We start from the raw sequence: 20,498 nt of genomic DNA on the forward strand, positions 1-20,498 counted from the left end.
CATGACCGAGCAGCCGCAACCGCTCTCGACCAAGTCCGCCGGCGACGACGCGAAAGCGCCGGAGCCGGCCGGGCCCGCGAGGAAGCGGCTCTTCGGGATCTTCCGGTCCGGGCGGGACAATCAGCCGGGCAGGAAAGATGCCCCGGAGGGCAAGGTTGTCCCGGGCGCCGCCGACCCTTCGGGCAGCAAGGATGTCCGCGGGCTGCCGGTCACTGCCGGGGCGACCAAAGTTGGCACGGCCGAGACTGACAAGACAGCCGCCGGTAAGACGGAGGTCTTGACGGCGGACAAGCCTGCGACGGTGCTCAGCGTTTCGGAGACGACCAAGGACCAGCCAGCGACGGTCGCCGAGGTCTCCGCCAAGGACGACAAAAAAGGCAAACCCGGCGACGGTACGACGTTGGATCCACAAGGGACCACCGGCGAGGAGCCCGCCAAACGGAAGCGGAAAGCGCTGTCGGACACCCGGCCGGCCGGGGCGCCGCCGGACCCGTGGACAGCGTTCGCGAACACCGCCGCCGAGAAGCCACCGGGTCGGATCAAGCGGACCTTCCGGGCGTTCGGCCGCGGGCTCATCCATGAGTATTCGCTGGCCATCTACCTGACCGCGATCTTCGCCGCCGGGCTGACCTGGCCCACCCTGCGGAATCCGCTGCACACCCTGCCGCAGGATCTCGGCGATCCGTCCCGGCAGGCCTGGCAGGTCTCCTGGCTCGGGCACGTGCTGCGCACCAACCCGATCAAGCTCTGGCAGGGCAACGCCTACTTCCCCACCACAACCCCGCTTGCGTACGGGGACAGCCTGCTCGGTTACGCCCCCGGGGGGCTGCTCGGCACCGGCCCGGAAGCAGCGGTGCTGCGGTACAACATCCTGTTCGTGCTGGCCCACGCGTTGCTGCTGTTCGGCGCCTACGCCCTGGTCCGTCAGCTCGGCGCCCGGCCCACCGGCGCGGCGGTCGCGGCGGCCGCGTTCGCCTACGCGCCCTGGCGGCTCGCGCAGGAGGGTCACCTCGACATCGTGTCCGCCGGGGCGATTCCGCTCGCGCTGGCGCTGCTGGCCCGCGGGCACGGCTGGTCGATTCGGTATGGATTCCGGCCCGCGCACCGCAACGCCGGGTGGGTCGCGCTCGGCTGGCTGGTGGCGACGTGGCAGCTCAGTCTGGGGTTCTCGCTCGGCCTGCCGTTCGCGTACCTGCTCGGGGCGATCCTGGTCGTTGTGCTGATCGCCGTGCCGATCCGGCGGTTCCGGCAGTACCGGCGCGCGAAGCGGCTCAAGGCCGCCCAGAGCGGCGACGAGCCGAAGAAGCTGCCCGCCGACGCAAAGCCGGACAAGAAGGCCCCCAGCGACGCGGAGAAGCCCAAAACGGCCGCCCCCGACGCCGCACAGGGCAAGCAGGTCGCCGGCGAGGCCGAGAAGGGCAAGCAGGTCGCCGGCGGCGCCGAGAAGGGCGCACAGAGCGCCGGCGACGCCGAAAAGGGCGTGGAGGGCGTCGAGAAGGCTGCCGTCGGCGCGGACAAGCCGGAGAAATCAGACAAGGCCGACAAGGCCGAGTCGGCAAAAGACGTCCAGGGCGCGAAGCCGTCTGGCGAGACCACGACGATCAAGCACGAGCCGGGCAAGACGGAGCAGGTCAAGGACACGACCGACCGGATCGAGAAGGTCGCCGTCGAGCCTGCCAAGGACCTGCCGCCCACAAGCGACGCAGCCAAGGACGACACTGCGAAGGACAAATCCCCCGCCACGGACAAACCGTCCACGGACAAACCGTCCACGGACAAACCGGCCACGGACAAACCGGCCACGGACAAACCGGCCGCAGTAGACAAACCAGGCGAGAAGGACGAAGCGGGTAAGGACACGCCCGGCAAGGACGAAGCGGGCAAGGACGCTGCCGCCAAGGATGCGCCTGGCAACGACGCGACCGGCAAGGATGCGGCGGCCGGCAAGGATGCGGCGGCCGGCAAGGATGCGCCGGTGGGGGCGGGCTCGGGTAAGGGCTGGCGGAAGTGGGGCAAGGGGCCGGTCAAGGCGCCGGCCGGGAAGCCGGTCCGGAAGCGGCGGGCCCGGGCGACCAACGCTGTGCTCGGCTGGCGGCTGCTGCTGGCCGACTACCTGGGTCTGCTGATCTTCCTGGGCGTCGGCGCGGTGATCGCCATTCCGTACCTGCGGGTCCCGGACTCATCGACCCGCTCCGAGCAGCTCGACTTCTTCTCGCCGCCGCTGCGCAGCTTCCTGATCGGCCCGGCCGAGTCCCGGATCTGGGGCGCCGCGCACGCCACCCCGCGCGGGTACCTGCCGTGGGCCGCCGAGATGTCCCTGCTCCCCGGCTTCATGCTCTACGCGCTCGCCCTGGCCGGGCTGCTCTTCTCGATCTGGCGCTGGCGGCAGCGGCTGTTCCTGATCCTCGGCCTGGCCGTCGCGGTCATCCTCACCCTGGGCACCACGTTCTTCGACGGCCGCTGGAGCTATGTCCCGCTGTTCGGGCATCTGCCGGCCTCGTTCGAGCAGGTCGTCCCGGGCCGGCTGATGCTCTGGGTGACCCTGGTCCTGGCGATCCTGGCGGCCGGCGCGGTCGACGAGTTCGTCCGGCGCGCCGAGCACCTCGCGGCGCAGCGGACCCCGCCGTGGCCGGGCCCGTGGCTGCGCCTGGCCACGCTCGTACCGTTGCTGCTGGTGGTTCTGGAGGGCTGGAGCGCGACCGCGCACCCGGTGTCCCCGGCCCAGCCGGCCGCGCTGCGGACCGTCGGCGGCCCGATGCTGGTCCTGCCGACGGACGTGCTCGTGGACCAGACCGTGCAGCTCTGGACGACCTCGCGCTACCAGCAGGTGACGAACGGCGGCGGCAACGTCGCGGTGGTGAAGCAGGCCGAGATGCGCGGCAAGGTCGCGTCGTTCCCGGACCTGACGAGCATCGCCTACCTGCGCACGATCGGCGTGCACACGGTCGTCCTGATCCGGGCCGACGTCGCCGGCACCACCTGGGAGCAGGCCGGTGACCTGCCGGTCGACACGCTGGGCATCCGCCGCGAAGACCTCCCTGACGCCGTGGTCTTCCACCTGGACTAGACGGCCGCGGCCGGTCGGCAGGGCCCGCCCGGTCGGGCCGGCCTGAAGAGCCGTGGCCGGCCGGCTGCCGGGCGCGGAAGGGCGCGGGTCGCCTGGCAGGCGCAGACGTGGGCGCGGCACAAGCCCGGGCGCGGGAGCGGCCGTGGGCGTGGCACAAGCCCGCACGCGGGAGCGGGCATGGGCTTGGCACAAGCCCGCACGTGGGAGCGGGCATGGGCTTGGCACAAGCCCGCACGTGGGAGCGGGCATGGGCTTGGCACAAGCTCGCACGCGGGAGCGGGCGTGGCACGAGCCCGGACGTGGCACGAGGCCCGGGCGCGGGAGCGGACGCGGCACGGATGGGACGTGGCAGGGCGCGGGGCGGCTGACGGGCGGGTGCGGCGGGGCGGGGGTTGACGCCGTACCGGGAAAGCGGGAAAGACCGACCGAGGCGGACCGTGAGCTGAAAGCGAAATGGGGCACACCGAAAGGTGTGCCCCACCGTCTTTCCGCGGAAAGACCTAGACCTTGACGACATCCGGCGCGGGCGGAAGCGGAACCTCGGCCATCGACGGCTTGACATACCCGAGGGACCACCGCAGCCGCTGCACCCACCCGGCGTCCGGCCCCTCCAGCAACCCGGCGTCCGGGTCCGTGCCGTAGGTCTGCCGGACCGGATCGAGCTCCGGCCGCCAGATCTCTCGGATCACCAGCCCGCACAGCACCGCCACGGTGATCAACCGCAGGCTGGAGGCCAGCACGAAGGTGCCCTCGGGGATCACCGACTTGCCGCCGGCGCCGATCAGCTCGGCGTAGAACGCGGTGAAGTACCCGATCTCCGCCACCGACCAGGCGATGATCGCGCCCCACTTCGGCCGGGCCAGCACGATCAGCGGGAGCAGCCAGAGCACGTACTGCTGCGACCAGACCTTGCTGAAGATCAGGAAGAACGCCACCACCAGGAACGCCATCTGAGCGACCCGTGGCGGCTTCGGCGCGAGCAGGCCCAGCGCCACCAGGAACACACACGCCAGACCGAAGAGCGCGTACGTCAGGGCGTTCAACGTCGGGATGTGGTCGGCGAGCCACTGGAACGGCCCCTGGTCGCCGGCACCGCCGCTCTTCCACTTGCCGTCCAGGTACCGCCCGACGTACCAGAGCGTGCCCCAGTCCACCGGCCGCGTCGAGTTCAGCCGGAAGAACCGTAGCCAGGCCTCGTGGTACCAGAACCAGACCGGGAAGTTGACGATCGCCCAGGTGATCACCGTGCCCAGCGCGGCGCTCACGAACGGTCTGATCCGCCCGGACCGCAACGCCAGCACCAGCAGCGGCCCGAGGATGAACAGTGGCCAGAGTTTCGCCGCGGCGCCCAGCCCCAGGAAGACCCCGGCCCAGGCCGGCTGGCGGCGCACCCACAGGTACAGCCCGATCGCGGCCAGCCCGATCGCCAGGAAGTCCCAGTTGACCGTCGCGGTGACCAGCAGAATCGGGGACAGCGCGAAGATCGCCGCGTCCCAGGGTCGCTTTCGGCGCAGGGCCAGGATGATCGCGGCGGTGGCGACCGCGAGCAGCGACAGGATCAGCGCGTTGGTGTTGTAGAACCAGGTGCCCTGGTTGATGCTCGGGTCCTTCTGGGTCCCGTACCAGTGCACCGGCAGCCCGAGCGCGCCCATGAAGTAGCCGGTGACGACCGGGTACTCCACCTGGTGGTCGACGTACGGCACCTGGCCGTCGTTGAGCCCCTCGGCGTAGTAGAGCGCCAGCACGTCGGTGTAGCAGAAGCGGGTGTACTGGACGTTCTTCTGCCAGTCCCCACTCATGCAGGGCGACTTCTGCACCCAGGAGAGCGCCAGCACCAGGCAGGTCAGCGCCAGCACGAACCGCGAGGCGGTCCAGAACCGGTTGGGCCGGGCATCCGGGCGGGTCGCGTGCGAGCCGAGTGGCCCGCCGATGAACTGCGACAGGCCCCGCACGAAACCGTCCGAGGTGGCACTCGGAGCGTCGGGCCGGTCGGTGGACGGTTGCGTGCTCATGCCTTGGCATCATGCCGCATGAACCTCAGAGATCGGACGCCGCCCGGACACGGCACTCCGCTGGAAACCGGCCGAAAAAAGACGGCGCCCACCTCGATGAGGTGAGCGCCGTCCGGACGTGCCAGGGATCAACCGCCGGTGGTGTTGTTCTGGTCGGTGGTGGTTCCGTCGGTGGTGGTACCGCCGTTGTTGTTGTTCCCACCGCCGTTGTTGTTGCCGCCACCGTTGTTGGTACCGGTGTTGTTGTTGTCGGTGTTGGTGTTCTGACCGGGGCAGAGGATCGCGATCGAGCCGTCACAGATGGCGCTGTTGTCCGGCTGCTGCACGACCGGCGGCGCGATGCCGTTGCCGAGCGAGGCGTCGCCGCCCGCCTGCCGGTCCGGGAAGCTCTTCTTGTCCCAGTCCTTGGCCTTGGCGACCGCGTCGAGGAACTGCTTCCAGATCTCGGCCGGCGTGTTCGAGCCGAACATCTTCTTGCCGCTGCTCTCGGTCAGCGCGACCCGGTTGCCCTTGCCGCCGACCCACACTGTCGCCGCGAGCTGCGGGATGCCGCCGACGAACCAGGCGTCACCGTTCTTGCTGCTGTCCTTCTGGCTGAGCTCCCACGAACCGGACTTGCCGACCGCCTGGCGGCCGTTGTCCAGGGTGTGGTTGGCGTGCGCCGGGATCTTCTTCATGACCGCGGTCAGGTCGGACATCTGCGCCGCGTCGAAGACCCGGGTGCCCTCCTTGGTGATGGTCTTCAGGTTGGTCAGCTTGCCGGTGCTCGGGTCGACCGACTTGATCGCCTTGATGAAGTGCGTCTGGTGCCGGACGCCCTGCCCGACAATCGTCGCGACGCCGGTGGCGTGGTCCAGCGGCAGCACCCGGAACTGACCGAAGCCGATCTCGTCGCTGAAGTTGCTCTTCCAGGTGGACGCGTCGGTCTTGGCCAGGTCGATCCGCTTGCCGTCGTTGTTCCAGATGTAGTTGATGCCGGCGGCCTTGGCCGCGGCGACGACCTTGCTCGGGGTGAGCTGGTCGGCGATCCAGTAGAACGGGAAGTTGTACGACTTGACGGTCGCCTGCTCGAGGTCACAGTTCGTGATGCTGTGGCCGTCGTCGTTACAGGTCTTGCCCGGGTCCTGACCGGCGTTGCTGATCGACGTGCCGTTGGCCCGCTTCTTGTCGCCGTTCCAGATCGTGTCGAAGGAGTAGTTCGCCTTCAACGCCGCGGACAGCGTGTAGATCTTGAACGACGACGCCGGGGACTGGCCACCCGCGTCGAGCACCCCGCTGCCGTTACCCGCCATGTAGCCGGCGAAGTCGGTGCCGGTCGGGTCGTCACCGGCGTAGTAGCCGAGCACCTCACCGTTCTCCGGGTTGATGCCGATCACCGCGGACTGGTACGTCTTCGGTCGCCCGTAGAGCGGCGATTCCTTGTTCTTCGCCGAGCCGGCCTCCTCGGCCGCCTTCTGCACGACCGGGTCGATCGTCGTGGTGATCGTCAGACCACCCTTGTTGATCTGGTCGTCGGTGATGCCGAGCTGGTGCAGCTCGTTCGTCACGTGCCGGCCGATCATGCCGACCGGCTTGCCGTCCCAGCAGGTGGTGCAGCCGGCCTTGCTCTTCTTCAGCGGCTCCGGCCACTTCCGGGCGTCGTAGACCTCCTTGGAGATCCAGCCCTTCTCGTACATCCCCTTCATCGTGTACTCCCAGCGCTCCTTGGAGCCGGTGGGGTTCACGGTCGGGTCGTAGCCCGGGTGCGCGGAGTTCGAGTACGGCTGCTTGATGATCGAGGCGATCGCCGCGGCCTGGTACGCGTTGATCTCCTTGAACTTGCCGTTGCCGCCCGTCATCACGCTGACGCCGTAGTAGCCCTGCGCCGCGGCCTCCGCGCCGTACCGGCCCGAGCCGAGGTCGACGTAGTTCAGGTACAGACCCATGATCTGGTCTTTGTCGTACTTGGACTCGAGCTTGCGGGCGATCACCGCCTCGCGGAGCTTACGGCTGTAGCTGATCTCCTTGAGCTCGGCCACGTGCCGGGCGTACTGCTGGGTGATCGTGGACGCGCCCTGCTTGTCGCCACCGGTGAAGTTGTTCCACGCGGCGCGGGCGATGCCCTTCATGTCGATGCCGTTGTGGGTGTAGAAGTTCTGGTCCTCGGCGGCGGCGACGGCGTGCGCCATGGTCAACGTGATCTTCTGGTACGGCACGTTGATCCGGGGCTCGCCCTCGCGCTCGAGGACCTGGCCCGACGCGTTGGTGATGATGTTCAGCTGCGCCTCGGCCTGCGGCGTGGGCAGCTCGACGTCGTCGAAGAAGTAGGTGCCGCCGACGATGCCGGCGCCGATCATGATGACCAGCACGGCGGCCGCGGCGGTGAGGATGTTCGCGCGGCGGTACTTCTTGTCGGCCTTGCTGCGCGGACGCTTGCCCCCGCCACCGCCGCCACTACCGCCGCCACCGGATCCTGGCGGGGTGGGGCCGACGGGCGGCACCGAGGCGCGGCCGCCGACTCCGGCTGCACCGACCGCGGCGCGGCCACCGACCGGGGCAGCGCCCACCGAGGCGCGCCCACCGACCGGGGCGGCGCCGACGGAGGCGCGGCCTGGGGCGGCCGAGCCGACCGAGGCGCGCCCGCCGACCGGCGCGGCACCACTGACCGAGGCCCGGCCGGGGCCGGCCGAGCCGACCGAGGCGGAGCCGGCTGGCCGGCGGTACGCATCGGGGGCGGGCCGGTCCTCGTCCGGGCCGGAAGCAGCGAACGACCCGGGCACTTGGGCCCGGGCTCGTGCGTTCTGCGGTTCGCCGTACGGATTCATTCCCTCACACCTACCGTTCGCGGGGGCGCGGCCGGCGGGTCCGGGATCGGATCCCGGCGACCGTGCCACGAGCGGGCGTTCTGCGTCTGAGTTGACCGGCTCCAGTGCTGGATGCCCGATCCGGTCTTAAACGTGTCCACGTTAACGACATCGATCCGGTTCACCGTCGGCCCTCCCGGACGTGTGAATCCGAACCTGTTTTCCACTGCATCGGGGGCTCCTCGTCGCCGAGCGCCTCCCGGCCGAGCAGATAGCGCTCGATCAGATGGTTCCAGGAGCAGGAGCGGCACACCTCGACCACGAACACCTGGCATTCACGGAGCGTCATCGCCAGCACCGGCAACTCGGCGGCCTTGTGGGCCTGGCCGGCGGAGTGCTTGAGCTCGTCTCCATAGACGTAGTGCACGAGTGTCAGGTTCTCGCGGCGGCAGATCGGGCACCGCTCGTCGGTCGGCTCGCCGTGGAAGGTCGCCGCGTTTTTCAGGTACGGCGAGGCATCGCACACCTCAAGCGGGCTGATCTTGCCGTTACGCACGTCACGCAGGACTGATCGCTTCTGAAGCGAATAGTCCACCACCTGTCGCTGCGTGCGCATGGCGAAGAGAGTACGCGGTCACCGCTCCCACGGCGACCGTCATCACGGAGCGTGGCGTGGCGACAGCGCAGGATGTCCGAGTTGCGTGTCCGGGCATCCCGATCTACGGTTGCGATGTATCGGGCCGATACATCGGGACACACTCTTGGGGAGGGTCGAGGTGCTGGAGTTGGCGATCCTCGGGCTTCTGCAGGAGGCCCCGATGCACGGCTACGAACTCCGCAAGGAGTTGGCCACCAAGCTGGGCACGCTTCGTGCCGCGATCAGTTACGGGACGTTGTACCCGACCCTGAAGCGGTTGAAGCTGGCCGGCTGGATCAGCGAAGCCGAAGCGAACAACAACGAAATTGTTCCCCCGATGACCAGCAAACGGGGACGGGTTGTCTACAAGATCACGGCGGAAGGCAAAGAGCGTTTCGCCGAGTTGATCGCCGCCACCGGGCCGGAGACGTATGACGACGCCGGCTTCGGGGTGCACATGGCCTTCTTCTCCCGCACCGACACGGCTACCCGGTTGCGGATCCTGGAAGGCCGTCGGCGACGGGTCGAGGAGCAACGCGAGGGGCTGCGGGAGATTCTCGCCCGGGCCGCCGACCGCCTCGACGCGTACACCCTCGAGCTGCAGCGACACGGCCTGGACGCGTGCGAGCGCGAGGTCCGCTGGCTGGAAGAACTGATCACCAACGAGCGGTCCGGCCGTACCCCGGCGTTCCGCCACCGGGCCGGCCTGCCCGGCACCACAAGCCCCGCTCCCGCGGGCGGTACGCCGCCGGCGGGAACGGCACCCCCAGAGACACCGCGTCCGCACTCGGACCGGCCGTGATGAAACAAGGAGGCAAACGCGATGGGTTCCGTACGCGTCGCCATCGTCGGTGTGGGTAACTGCGCCTCGTCCCTCGTGCAGGGCGTGGAGTACTACAAGAACGCCGACCCCAACGACCGCGTCCCGGGTCTCATGCACGTGACCTTCGGCGACTACCACGTATCCGACGTGAAGTTCGTCGCGGCGTTCGATGTGGACGCCAAGAAGGTCGGCATGGACCTGAGCGACGCGATCGTCGCCAGTGAGAACAACACGATCAAGCTGACCGACGTGCCGCCGACCGGCGTCACCGTGCAGCGCGGCCCGACCCACGACGGTCTGGGCACGTACTACCGCGAGATGATCGAGGAGTCCTCGGCCGAGATCGTCGACGTCGTGCAGGCACTGCGTGACGCCGAGGTCGACGTGGTCGTCTCCTACCTCCCGGTGGGTTCCGAGGTCGCCGACAAGTTCTACGCGCAGGCCGCGATCGACGCCGGTTGCGCGTTCGTGAACGCGCTGCCGGTCTTCATCGCCTCGAACCCGGAGTGGGCGCAGAAGTTCGTCGACGCCGGTCTCCCGATCGTCGGTGACGACATCAAGAGCCAGGTCGGCGCGACCATCGTGCACCGCGCGCTGGCCAAGTTGTTCGAGGACCGCGGTGTCGAGCTGCTGCGTACGTACCAGCTCAACTTCGGCGGCAACATGGACTTCATGAACATGCTGGAGCGCAACCGCCTGGTCTCGAAGAAGATCTCGAAGACCCAGTCGGTCACCTCGCAGATCCCGCACGAGATGATCAAGAGCGACGTGCACATCGGCCCGTCGGACCACGTGCCGTGGCTCGACGACCGCAAGTGGGCGTACATCCGGCTCGAGGGCCGCTCGTTCGGCGACACCCCGCTGAACGCCGAGCTCAAGCTCGAGGTGTGGGACTCCCCGAACTCCGCCGGTGTGATCATCGACGCGGTTCGCGCCGCGAAGATCGCGAAGGACCGCGGTATCGGCGGCCCGATCCTGTCGGCGTCCTCCTACTTCATGAAGTCCCCGCCGGTGCAGTACAGCGACCACGACGCGCACGCCGCCGTCGAGGCGTTCATCAAGGGCGAGATCGAGAGCTGACGCTCTCCTCCCGTTGCGAAAGGCCGCCTCTCCGCGAGAGGCGGCCTTTTCTTACCCTCACAACCCCTATTGGGTACGACGTGAGCCCACTCACAGTTCAACCCCAGGCGCGCGTCAGCGAAACCCGGGCCTCCAACTCCAGCAGTTTGCGTTTGCGCTCCAGCCCGCCGCCGAAGCCGACCATCTTGCCGCCGGCGCCGACCACCCGATGACACGGCACGATCACCGGCACCGGATTGTGGTTGCAGGCCGTGCCGACGGCGCGGGCCGCCCCAGGGTCGCCCAGCGCGGTCGCGATCGCGCCGTAGGTGGCCATCTCCCCGTACGGAATCTTGGCGATCTCGCCCCACACCGCGCGCTCGAACTCGGAGCCGCCGATCATCCGCACCGGCACGGTGAAGTCGGTCAGCTCGCCCGCGAAATATGCCCGGAGCTGCTCGGATGCGGGATGTGCGGCATCCTCGCCCCGGCTCGCGCCGAAGCGCACGCCCACCACGACATCGCCCTCGACGGCGATGCCGAGCGGCCCGATCGGTGACTCGACGACGAACATGTCATCCAGTGTGCCCGGGGGCTATGACAGGAACTGATAGACGGTGTAGTCGTCGGCCTCATAGATGACCCGGGCGCCGGCCATCGCGGGCATCCCGTGCAGGGCGGTGAACACCTCGTCCGCGCCCCGCGGCCCGCCGCCGCGCATCAGCACCACCTGGGCGCCGACCGAGCGCGGTGACCGCAGCGCCTGCTTCCAGACGTTGTGCCGGCCGATCTTCGTGCCGTCGTAGACGACCCGGTCCAGCACCGGGAACGCGGCCCGCTCGTTGCCGACCAGGTCCAGCAGGATCGGGCCGGTGGTGTGCGCCTCCAGGAAGCCGGCGACCCGGGCCTGGTCCTGCTGCGCGGACAGGTCGTCGGTCACCTCGCGGACGCTGACCAGGGCGTCCTGCCGGAACGTGGAGACCGTGAGAACCGACATACCGAGCACGACGGCGATCGACGCGGCCACCGTCGTGCGGCGTGGCAGCCGGGACACCAGGTAGCCGATCAGCACCGCCGCCGGCAGCGCGCCGACCAGGGCGAACCGGGCGTTCAAGACGTACTCGTTGACCGGCGGCATGCCGATCGGCGCCTGCCCCCGGAAGATCGTGTAGAGGAAGAACGGCATGATCGAGCCGAGCGCGAGCACCGGCAGCGACCGGGCCGACAGCCGCTCGCCGACCAGGAACACGATCAGTCCGATCGCGGCCAGGCCCACGACGGCGAGTCCGTGGTCGGCGAGCAGTGCACCGCCGTACGCCCGCAGGGTCTTGGAAATGCTCCCGGTCTCGACGTCGGTGGTCCGGCGAGCCATCTGATCGGCGCTGGAGTTGGGGCCGGTCAGGAAGTTGAGCGGGGACCCGGCGATCATCCAGTTGTAGAGCATCCAGCCGCCGGACGAGGTGAGCAGGCCGAACGCCGCGAACGTGCCGGTCAGCCCACGGGTGTCCGGCCAGGAGTGGCCGGTGCGGCGGGCGATGATCGGCACGGCCAGGGTGAGCATGCCGGCCAGGAACCAGCCCTCGTAACGGCAGAGCATCGCCAGCATGCTGGCCAGCGACGCCTGTAGTAGATAGGTCGCCTGCCGGGTGTCCGCCCACTTGACCAGGCCGTAGGTCGCGGCGAGCGCGAACGCGTAGAACGGCAGCTCGTCCATCGACGTCGACTGGTGGTGCAGCATGTTCGCGCCGAGCATGAAGACGGCCGCGCCGGCGTAGGCGGGCGACACCCGATCCGGGCGGTAGACCCGGATGATCCGGTAGATCAGGACCGAGGACGCGACGTACGCGGTCATCGACACGATCGAGCCGGCCAGCCCGGTCGTGTAGAGCGTGGTGTTCCACGCGAACAGCGCCTGCAGGATGTGCGGCAGCGGCAGCCAGATCGCCCCGAGCTGCGCGATCCCGGTCGTCCGCCCGGTCAGGATCCGGCGGCTGATCTCCAGGTGCGAGTAGGTGTCGTGGTACCCGAGGATCCGGCCGGCGCGGTAGAAGTAGACGCAGGCCGTGATCGCGAGCACGGTCGCCGCCACCGCGACGACCAGCGCGCCCCGGTCGGCACGCCGCTTCGCCGGGTCGTCCCGGCGGCGCAGGCGCATCGCGTGCCGGATCCGGATCTCCTGGGTGAGGCTGGCCGGCGAGTCGGCCCGGACCTCGTCGAGCGGGCGCTGCGACGGAATCGTGGTCACTGGCCCGGCCACCCGGACGCGAAGCACTCCCTGATCGCCTGGTCGCCGCGGCCGATGAACGAGCCGACGTCGTATCCGGCGGCGTCCGCCGGGTCCGCCCAGGCGTCCAGCGTCCAGAAGTAGATCCCGGCCATGTGCAGCGACTTCGCGGCCGCACAGGCGCCGGCGAACCAGCGGATCTGGATCTGCGGCGTGAGCTTCTGCCGGTTCCGCGGCCAGGTGGTGGGCTTCTCGTAGGCGCCGGGACTGGCCGCGATCCCGACCTCCTGGAAGACCGTTTTGTCCAATTCGGCCGGTCGCTTGCGCAGCCACGCCGACCAGGCCGCGGTGACCTGCTGGAGCGACGCCGAGTCGGGCAGGCCGAGCTGCGGATACGCGTCGAGACCCGGTTCGGCGCCGGGGACTCCCGGACGGCCGGTCTCCCAGGTGCCCCAATTGTCGGCGTACACCAATCTGCCTTTGAAGATTTTGCCCATCGTCGTCACCGTCGTGCGCCATTGCTCCTGGTGGACGACGAGAGAGTCCAATTCCGAGCCGATCACGAAGAGGTCCGCGCGGGCGCTCTGCGCCGCGATCAAAAAGGGCATCAAGGCTTGCGTGTACGACGTGAACCACCCGTCCACGCTCGGCGGCTTGATCGAGCCGCGCCACGCTCCGCCCGGCGCCAGGTTCACCTCGTCGATCAGCGGGCGGATCAGGACGCGCAGACCGCGCTCCTTCGCCAGCTCGGTGATGATGCGCAGGTCGTTGGGGGTCGGCGTGTCCCCGGCCCGGGTGTAGACGCGGCTCGGCCGCGCGCCGTCGGTGTAGATCGGGAACGTGATGCCGACGCTGTTCGCGCCCAGCCCGGCCACATAGTCCAGCAGCCGGATGGCGTTGGCGCGGACCGGTTTCGAGCCGACCACACCGTGCCAGTAAATCTGCACGCCCAGTTGCGCTTCGGTCGCCCGCACCGCAGTGGTCACCGGGGGCGCAGTGGTCGCCGTGGGCGTCGCCTCGGCCGCGGCCGGCTTCCGCACCGGGCTGTCCGGGATGTGCGGCGCCAGCGGGCCGCACGCGGCCAGCTGGGTGACGATCAGCGCCGCCAGGACGGATCGCAGCCGCAGGGGGCGCTCAGGGCGGTTCATGGGGCGCTCGGGGCGGCCAGGCGCGGCGGCGCGACCGGCACCGGCAGGGACAGACCGGGCTCGAGGTCGTCGTCGGACTCCGCGTGCCCGTGCGGAGTCTTGTGCCAGCCGCGCTTGCCGGTGAGCATCTCGAAGACCGCGATGTACGTCGAGACGCTCATCCACAGCCACATCACCTGGGCCATGAACATGTACTTCAGGAGCCGGAAACGCCCCTTGGTGAACTGCGACTCGGCGAGCGTCGTCTGGACCAGCTCCAGCATGATCCCGAAGTTGCCGATCACGAGCAGGGCCGTGGCGGTGTAGTAGATCGGGGCCGGGAACAGGTCCACGATGAGCTCGGAGCCGGTGGCGAACCAGGCCACGGTCAACGCCAGGAACAGCGGGTTCAGCAGGAACGTCAGCGGCGTGCCGTACGTCATCAGCAGGAACGCCAGCCAGCGGTGGACGCCCATCCGGGCCGCGGACCGGAACGGCCGGCGGCTGTGCACCAGCGCGGTCTGCAGGTAGCCGCCCTTCCAGCGACGCTGCTGCTTGTCCACCACGCGACTGGAGACCGGAGCCTCCTCCAGCGTCACCGACGCCAGCAGGTCCACGCGATAACCGGCCGCGGCCAGGCGAGCGCCCAGGTCGGCGTCCTCGGTCAGGTTGTGCGGATCCCAGACCAGCCCGCCGGGGAGCGCGACCTCGCGCAGCGCGGTGACCTTGAAGTGGTTCGAGGTGCCGCCCAGCGGGACCGGCAGGCCGAGCCGGACGAGCCCGGGCAGGAAGTGCCGGAAGTGGACCTTGTAGCCGACCCAGTAGAGCGCCGAGACCCAGTTGGTGTCGTCGTTCCAGAACACCAGCTCCGCCTGCAGACAGACAACATCACGACGGGCCAGCCGGAACGTCGACACGGACAGCAGGAGCTGGTCCGGATCCGGGCGGTCCTCGGCGTCGTAGATCGTCACGTACCGGCAGCCGTCGGCGACGACGATCGGGAACGCCACGTTCATCGCGTTCGGCTTGGTCTTCGGGCCACCCGGCGGGATCACCACCACCACGACGTGACTCAGCGGGCCCTGCGCGGTGGTCCCGTCGCCGTGCACGCGCAGCCCGATCGCGGCCGCCGCGGCCAGGGTCTCCGCGTCGTCCTGCTCGATCAGCAGGTAGACGTGCAGCTTCTCCCGCGGGTAAGTCAGCTGACTGACCCGGGCGACGAGCCGGCGCAGCATGTTCGCCTCGTGGTGCACCGGCAGCAGCACGCCGTAGTGCGGAAGCTCCCGGGACGACTTCATCAGCGTCGTCAGCAGCATCCGGTGACCGCGCCCGGCCGTCGTCACGAGCAGTTTGAACAGCGCGAACAGCAGGTAGAAAACAACACAGGCGGTGACGACCGCGGTTGCGGTGACGCGCGGATGGAACAGCAATCCGTAGCCGAGCGCTGACAGAACCATTCCGGCCGCGATCTTCTGACCGGTGCCGAGCAGCTTCTCGGCGGTGTTCCCGGAACCGATGCCGACGGCGCCCACGGTTTCCTCAGCCACGCCGCTCAACCCCCTGACACCTGCAGAAATGCAGGTTAGGAGGCGTGCGTGGGCCGGGGCATCAACCTTTCAGGCGGACCGGAATCGCCCGGTCCCGGCGCTATTTCCACCATTTACGGAACGCGCCGGGCGACAAATTGTTCGGTTGCGTGCCACCTGCCCGATTACCGGCCAATGTGGTCACGGAAGGTTACTTGGTGAGCTGGTAGACGAGATATCCGTCGCCCTCGTGGACCAGCCGGTACCCGGACATCGTCGGCTTGTTGTACAGCGCGGTGAAGACGTCGTCCGCACCCCGCGCGCCGGAGCCACGCATCAGCACGACCTGGGCGCCGACCGACTCCGGTGACTTCAGCGCGTCCTTCCAGATGTTGCGCCGGCCGACCTTCGTACCGTCGTAGATCACCCGGTCCAGCACCGGGAACGCGGCGCGCTCATTGCCGGTCAGGGTCATCATGATCGGGCCGGTGGTGTGGTCCTTCAGGAAGTCGGCCGTACGGACCTGGTCCTGCTGCGCCGCCAGGTCCTCGTCGACCTCGTGGACGCTGACCAGGTTGCCGTTCTTGATGGTCACCGCCGAGAGGCCGACGACGGTGCAGATCACCAGCACCGACGCCGCGATCACGGTCTTACGCGGCAGCCGGGACAGCAGGTAACCGATGAGCACCGCCGCGGGCAGCGCCGCGACCAGCGCGAACCGCAGGTTCAGCAGGTAGTTGTTGATCGGCGGCAGACCGATCGGGGCCTGTCCCCGGAAGATCGTGTAGCAGAAGAACGGCATCACCGAGCCGAGCGCGAAGATCGGCAGGGACCGGGCCGACAGCCGCTCGGCGGCCAGGAAGACGATCAGGCCGAGCACGGCCAGGCCGAGCACGATCAGACCGTGGTCGGCGACCAGGGCACCGCCGTACGCCTGCAGGGTCTTCCGGAGGCTGCCGGTCTCGACGTCCGTGGTCCGGCGAGCCATCTGGTAGGCGCTGGAGTTCGCGCCGGTCAGGAAGTTGACCGGCGACCCGGCGATCATCCAGTTGTAGAGCAGCCAGCCGCCGGCCGAGGTCAGCACGCCGAAGACCGCGAACATGCCGGTCAGGCCGCGGGTGTCCCGCCAGGAGTGGCCGGTGCGGCGGGCGATGATCGGCACGGCGAGCGTCAGCATGCCGGCCAGGAACCAGCCCTCGTAGCGGCACAGCATCGCCAGCATGCTCGAGATCGCGCCGTAGAGCAGGTAGTTCGCCTGCTTGCTGTCCGCCCACTTGACCAGGCCGTAGGTGGCGCCAAGCGCGAACGCGTAGAACGGCAGCTCGTCCATCGACGTCGACTGGTGGTGCAGCACATTCGCGCCGAGCATGAAGACGGCCGCGCCGGCGACCGCCGGGGACGCCTTCGCCGGGCTGTAGACCCGGATGATCCGGTAGATCAGGATCGACGAGGCCACGTACGCGCACATCGACACGATCGAGCCGGCCAGCCCGGTGGTGTAGAGCGTGGTGTTCCACGCGAACAGCGCCTGCAGGATGTGCGGCAGCGGCAGCCAGATCGCCCCGAGCTGCGCGATCCCGGTCGTCCGGCCGACCAGCAGGCGGCGGCCGATCTCCAGGTGCGAGTAGGTGTCGTGGTACCCGAGGATCCGGTCCATCCGGTAGAAGTACGCGGTGGCCGCGATCGCCAGCAGCACCGCCGTGACGGCGACCGCCACCAGGGCGCGGTCGGTGCGCTTCACCTCCCGGTTCTCCAGACGGCGCAGCCGTTTGGCGTGCCGGAGCTGGATCTCCTGGGTCAGGCTGGCGAGCCGCTCGGTGGGCGGGTCCTCGCTCGCCGGCTGGTCGCCGAGCGCCGTGGTCCCGGCCGGCAGCGCGGTCGGCGGGATCCCGGCCGGGGGCTTCACGATCACCGGCTTGTCGATGACCGGGCCCGCGGCCGGTTCGGCCGGCGGGTTCTCGGCCGGCGTGGTCAGGCGCTCGGTCGGGGCGTCCGCGACCGGCGCGATCGGTGCGGCCGGGCGGATCGGCCCGGCCGGCAGCGCGAGCTGCTCGGTCGGCGGATCCTGGCCGGGCGGCATCACCTGGCGGTCCGACGGGATCGTGGTCACTGGCCGGGCCATCCGGACGCGAAGCACTGCTTGATCGACTTGTCGCCGCGGCCGATGAACGAACCGACGTTGTAGCCGGCCGCCTTCTTCGCCTTGGACGGCTCGGCCCAGACGTCGAGGCTCCAGAAGTAGAGCCCCGGCATCTCCAGCTCCTTCGCCGCCGCGCAGGCGCCGGCGAACCAGTTCACCTGGATCTGCGGCTGCAGGGTCTGGTTCTCCCGCGCCCACACGGCCGGCTGCTCGTAGGCGCCGGGGGTGCTGGCGATGCCGATCTCCTGGATCACCGTCTTGCTCAGCTCCTTCGGCCGCTTCTGCAGCCACTTCGCCCACGCCTTGGAGATCTCCGGGACCGACGCGCCATCGGTGAGGTCCAGCTGCGGGTACGCGTCCAGGCCGGGCTCGGCCAGCGGGACGCCGGGACGGCCGGTCTGCCAGGAGCCCCAGTTGTCGCCGTAGGACAACCGGCCCTTGTAGACCTTGTTGGCCGCGATGAGCGCGGTGCGCCACTGCTTGTCGTACTTGACCAGCGAGTCCAGCTCGGTGGCGAGGACGAACGTGTCGGCGCGCCCGGCCTGCGCCGCCTTCAGGAACGGCACCATCGCCTTCGAGTACGAGGCGAACCAGGCGTCCGGGTCCGGCGGCTTGATCGAGCCGCGCCAGGCGTCCTTGACCGTCGAGATGTTGGTCTCGTCGATGATCGGCCGGATCATCACCTGCAGGCCGCGCTCCTTGGCCAGCGTCGTGATCACGCGCAGGTCGGTCGGCGTCGGGGTGACCCCGGTCTGGGTGTACACCTTGGACGGACGGTAGCCGTCGGTGTAGATCGGGAACGTGATGCCGACGCTGTTGGCGCCCAGCCCGACCACGTAGTTCAGCAGGCGGGCGGCGTTGGACCGGACCAGCTTCGGGTCCTTGACGTCGTGCCAGGAGATCTGCACGCCCAGCTCGACCTTGGTGCTCTGCGCGGCTTCGGAGACCTTCTTGAGCGGGGTGCCCGGCGCCGGCGTCACCGCCACGTCGTCCGCCCCGTCGTCGAGCGGGTCGTCGGCCGCCTGCCCGGCGCCGCCCATGGTCGGCACGCTCGGCGCCAGCTGGGCACAGCCGGTCAGCTGCGTCGCGGCGATGGCCAGGGTGACGCCCAGCGCGATGCCGGGCATCCTCTTGTTCAGAATCTTCACTGCGCACCCGGGGTGAGGAATTCGAGCACGACCGCGGGCTTGTCGCCGGGCTGCTGCTGTGGCTGGACCGGCACCGGCGGACGCGGCTGCACCGGCTGCTGCCGGTACTGCTGCACCGGCTGCGGCTGCACCGGCTGCTGGTACTGCTGCTGCGGCACCGGCTGGTGCGGCGGCAGCGCCTGGTGCTGCTGCGGCGACAGGGGCTGACGGGGCTGCGGTACGTGGACGGGCAGGGACAGGCCGGGCTCGAGGTCGTCGTCGGACTCCGCGTGACCATGCGGAGTCTTGTGCCAGCCACGCTTGCCGGTGAGCATCTCGAAGACCGCGATGTACGTCGAGACGCTCATCCACAGCCACATCACCTGGGCCATGAACATGTACTTCAACAGGCCGAACCGGCCCTTGGTCTGCTGCGCCTCCGACAGGGTCGTCTGCACCAGCTCAAGCATGATGCCGAAGTTGCCGACCAGGAGCAACGCGGTCGCGGTGTAGTAGACCGGCGCCGGGAAAAGATCACCGATCAGCGTCGAGCCGGTGGCGAAGTAGGCGATGGACAGCGCCAGGAACAGCGGGTTCAGCAGGAACGTCAGCGGCGTGCCGTACGTCATCAGCAGGAACGCCAGCCAGCGGTGCAGGCCCATCCCGGCGGCCGAGCGGAACGGCCGGCGGCTGTGCACCAGCGCGGTCTGCAGATAGCCGCCCTTCCAGCGACGCTGCTGCTTGTCCACGACCCGGCTGGAGATCGGGGCCTCTTCCAGCGTCACCGACGCCAGCAGATCCACGCGATAACCGGCCGCGGCCAGACGAGCCCCGAGATCGGCGTCCTCGGTCAGGTTGTGCGGATCCCAGACCAGCCCGCCGGGGAGCGCGACCTCCTGCAGGACGTTGACCCGGAAGTGGTTCGAGGTGCCGCCCAGCGGGACCGGCAGCCCGAGGCGGGCCAGGCCGGGCAGGAACTTGCGGAAGTGGACCTTGTAGCCGACCCAGTAGAGCGCCGAGACCCAGTTGGTGTCGTCGTTCCAGAACACCAGCTCGGCCTGCAGACAGACGACATCACGACGGGCCAGGCGGAACGTCGACACCGAGAGCAGCAGCTGATCGGGGTCGGGCCGGTCCTCGGCGTCGTAGATCGTCACGTACCGGCAGCCGTCGGCCACCACGATCGGGAACGCCACGTTCATCGCGTTCGGCTTCGTCTTCGGACCACCCGGCGGGATCACCACCACCACGACATGACCCCACGGGCCCTGCGGCCTCGTCCCGTCACCGTGCACCCGCAGCCCGATCGCGGCGGCCGCGGCCAAGGTCTCCTCGTCGTCCTGCTCGATCAGGATGTAGACGTGCAGCTTCTCCCGCGGATAGTGCAGCTGGCTCACGCGCGCGACGAGCCGGCGCAGCATGTTCGCCTCGTGGTGCACCGGCAGCAGCACGCCGTAGTGCGGAAGCTCCCGGGAGGACGGCAGCACGTTCGACAGGAGCAGGCGGTGCCGGCGGCCGGCCGCGGTCACGAAGAGTTTGAACAACGCGAAAACGAGGTAGAAGGCGATGAACGCGCCGACCACTCCGGTTGCTGTCAGTCGTGGATAGCGAAACAATCCGTAACCGAGGGCAAGCAGAACGAGTCCGGCCAATACCTTCTGCCCGGTGCTGAGCAGTTTCGCAGCCGTCCGGTCAGAGCGACTATTTACCGCGTTCACCGTTTCTTCGACCATGCCGCTCTACCCCCGCATGCAGCCCGTTCACGCGTCCGATAATCGAAGCTGACACGTGCCGGATAGCAGGGTAGGTAGCTGCGCGGGGTCCCGCAACCCGGCAGATCGCCCATGTGGTAGGCCGACCGGTCGTCCATTTCCAGCACAATTCTGACGGTTTATGCCCCGCAGCAGGCGCTGATTCATTGCTTCAGCGTTACGCGCGGGAGGCCAGGAGGCGCGCCGGGCAAGAAATGTGAA

General features: G+C 69.1%; 13 protein-coding genes. 3 read left to right on the forward strand and 10 right to left on the reverse strand.

Annotation, left to right across the window (positions count from 1 at the left end; translation table 11 throughout):
- Window position 1: 1 nt before the first annotated feature.
- On the forward strand, window positions 2-3,067 hold the full coding sequence (locus tag L3i22_RS54810; protein ID WP_221324931.1) for a LapA family protein: 3,066 nt from the start codon (window positions 2-4) through the stop codon (window positions 3,065-3,067).
- A gap of 500 nt (window positions 3,068-3,567) precedes the next feature.
- Here the strand turns inward: L3i22_RS54810 and L3i22_RS53085 are convergent, their stop codons facing one another.
- From L3i22_RS53085 to L3i22_RS53095, 3 genes are all read right to left on the reverse strand, one after another.
- The gene (locus L3i22_RS53085) at window positions 3,568-5,079 is read right to left on the reverse strand and encodes a glycosyltransferase family 87 protein (protein WP_221324932.1); all 1,512 of its coding nucleotides are present in this window, start codon (window positions 5,077-5,079) and stop codon (window positions 3,568-3,570) included.
- A gap of 128 nt (window positions 5,080-5,207) precedes the next feature.
- Window positions 5,208-7,883 (reverse strand): transglycosylase domain-containing protein, encoded by a 2,676-nt coding sequence (locus L3i22_RS53090; protein WP_221324933.1) that lies wholly within the window; start codon window positions 7,881-7,883, stop codon window positions 5,208-5,210.
- Between the two features lie 160 nt (window positions 7,884-8,043).
- Window positions 8,044-8,478 carry a DUF5318 domain-containing protein gene (locus L3i22_RS53095; protein ID WP_221324934.1) on the reverse strand — a complete coding sequence of 145 codons (435 nt, stop codon included), beginning with the start codon at window positions 8,476-8,478 and terminating at the stop codon, window positions 8,044-8,046.
- 160 nt (window positions 8,479-8,638) lie between these two features.
- Here L3i22_RS53095 and L3i22_RS53100 point away from each other — a divergent pair, with 160 nt between their 5' ends.
- Together L3i22_RS53100 and L3i22_RS53105 are read left to right on the forward strand one after the other, a co-directional pair.
- Window positions 8,639-9,301 carry a PadR family transcriptional regulator gene (locus tag L3i22_RS53100; protein WP_221330605.1) on the forward strand — a complete coding sequence of 221 codons (663 nt, stop codon included), beginning with the start codon at window positions 8,639-8,641 and terminating at the stop codon, window positions 9,299-9,301.
- Between the two features lie 21 nt (window positions 9,302-9,322).
- Window positions 9,323-10,402, forward strand: coding sequence for an inositol-3-phosphate synthase (locus L3i22_RS53105; RefSeq protein WP_221324935.1), 1,080 nt, complete (start codon window positions 9,323-9,325; stop codon window positions 10,400-10,402).
- 97 nt (window positions 10,403-10,499) lie between these two features.
- On the opposite strand, the gene L3i22_RS53110 is transcribed toward L3i22_RS53105, so the two are convergent.
- The 7 genes from L3i22_RS53110 to L3i22_RS53140 form a co-directional block, all read right to left on the reverse strand.
- Complete coding sequence (locus L3i22_RS53110; protein ID WP_221324936.1) at window positions 10,500-10,955, reverse strand: methylated-DNA--[protein]-cysteine S-methyltransferase; 456 nt, start codon at window positions 10,953-10,955, stop codon at window positions 10,500-10,502.
- A gap of 21 nt (window positions 10,956-10,976) precedes the next feature.
- Window positions 10,977-12,626, reverse strand: coding sequence for a glycosyltransferase family 39 protein (locus L3i22_RS53115; RefSeq protein ID WP_221324937.1), 1,650 nt, complete (start codon window positions 12,624-12,626; stop codon window positions 10,977-10,979).
- Window positions 12,623-13,753, reverse strand: a complete 1,131-nt coding sequence (locus L3i22_RS53120; protein ID WP_221324938.1) for a hypothetical protein — start codon at window positions 13,751-13,753, stop codon at window positions 12,623-12,625. The genes L3i22_RS53115 and L3i22_RS53120 overlap by 4 nt, the downstream gene beginning before the upstream one ends.
- Window positions 13,750-15,279: a glycosyltransferase family 2 protein gene (locus L3i22_RS53125; protein WP_221324939.1), complete on the reverse strand. Its 1,530-nt coding sequence runs from the start codon at window positions 15,277-15,279 to the stop codon at window positions 13,750-13,752. The genes L3i22_RS53120 and L3i22_RS53125 overlap by 4 nt, the downstream gene beginning before the upstream one ends.
- Window positions 15,280-15,469: 190 nt before the next feature.
- Window positions 15,470-17,380 (reverse strand): glycosyltransferase family 39 protein, encoded by a 1,911-nt coding sequence (locus tag L3i22_RS53130; protein ID WP_221324940.1) that lies wholly within the window; start codon window positions 17,378-17,380, stop codon window positions 15,470-15,472.
- Window positions 17,365-18,546, reverse strand: a complete 1,182-nt coding sequence (locus tag L3i22_RS53135) for a hypothetical protein (protein WP_221324941.1) — start codon at window positions 18,544-18,546, stop codon at window positions 17,365-17,367. Before L3i22_RS53135 ends, L3i22_RS53130 begins: the two co-directional genes overlap by 16 nt.
- Window positions 18,543-20,108 (reverse strand): glycosyltransferase family 2 protein, encoded by a 1,566-nt coding sequence (locus tag L3i22_RS53140; RefSeq protein ID WP_221324942.1) that lies wholly within the window; start codon window positions 20,106-20,108, stop codon window positions 18,543-18,545. The genes L3i22_RS53135 and L3i22_RS53140 overlap by 4 nt, the downstream gene beginning before the upstream one ends.
- Window positions 20,109-20,498: the final 390 nt, after the last annotated feature.

The organism is Actinoplanes sp. L3-i22, from assembly GCF_019704555.1.
GTDB lineage: Bacteria > Actinomycetota > Actinomycetes > Mycobacteriales > Micromonosporaceae > Actinoplanes.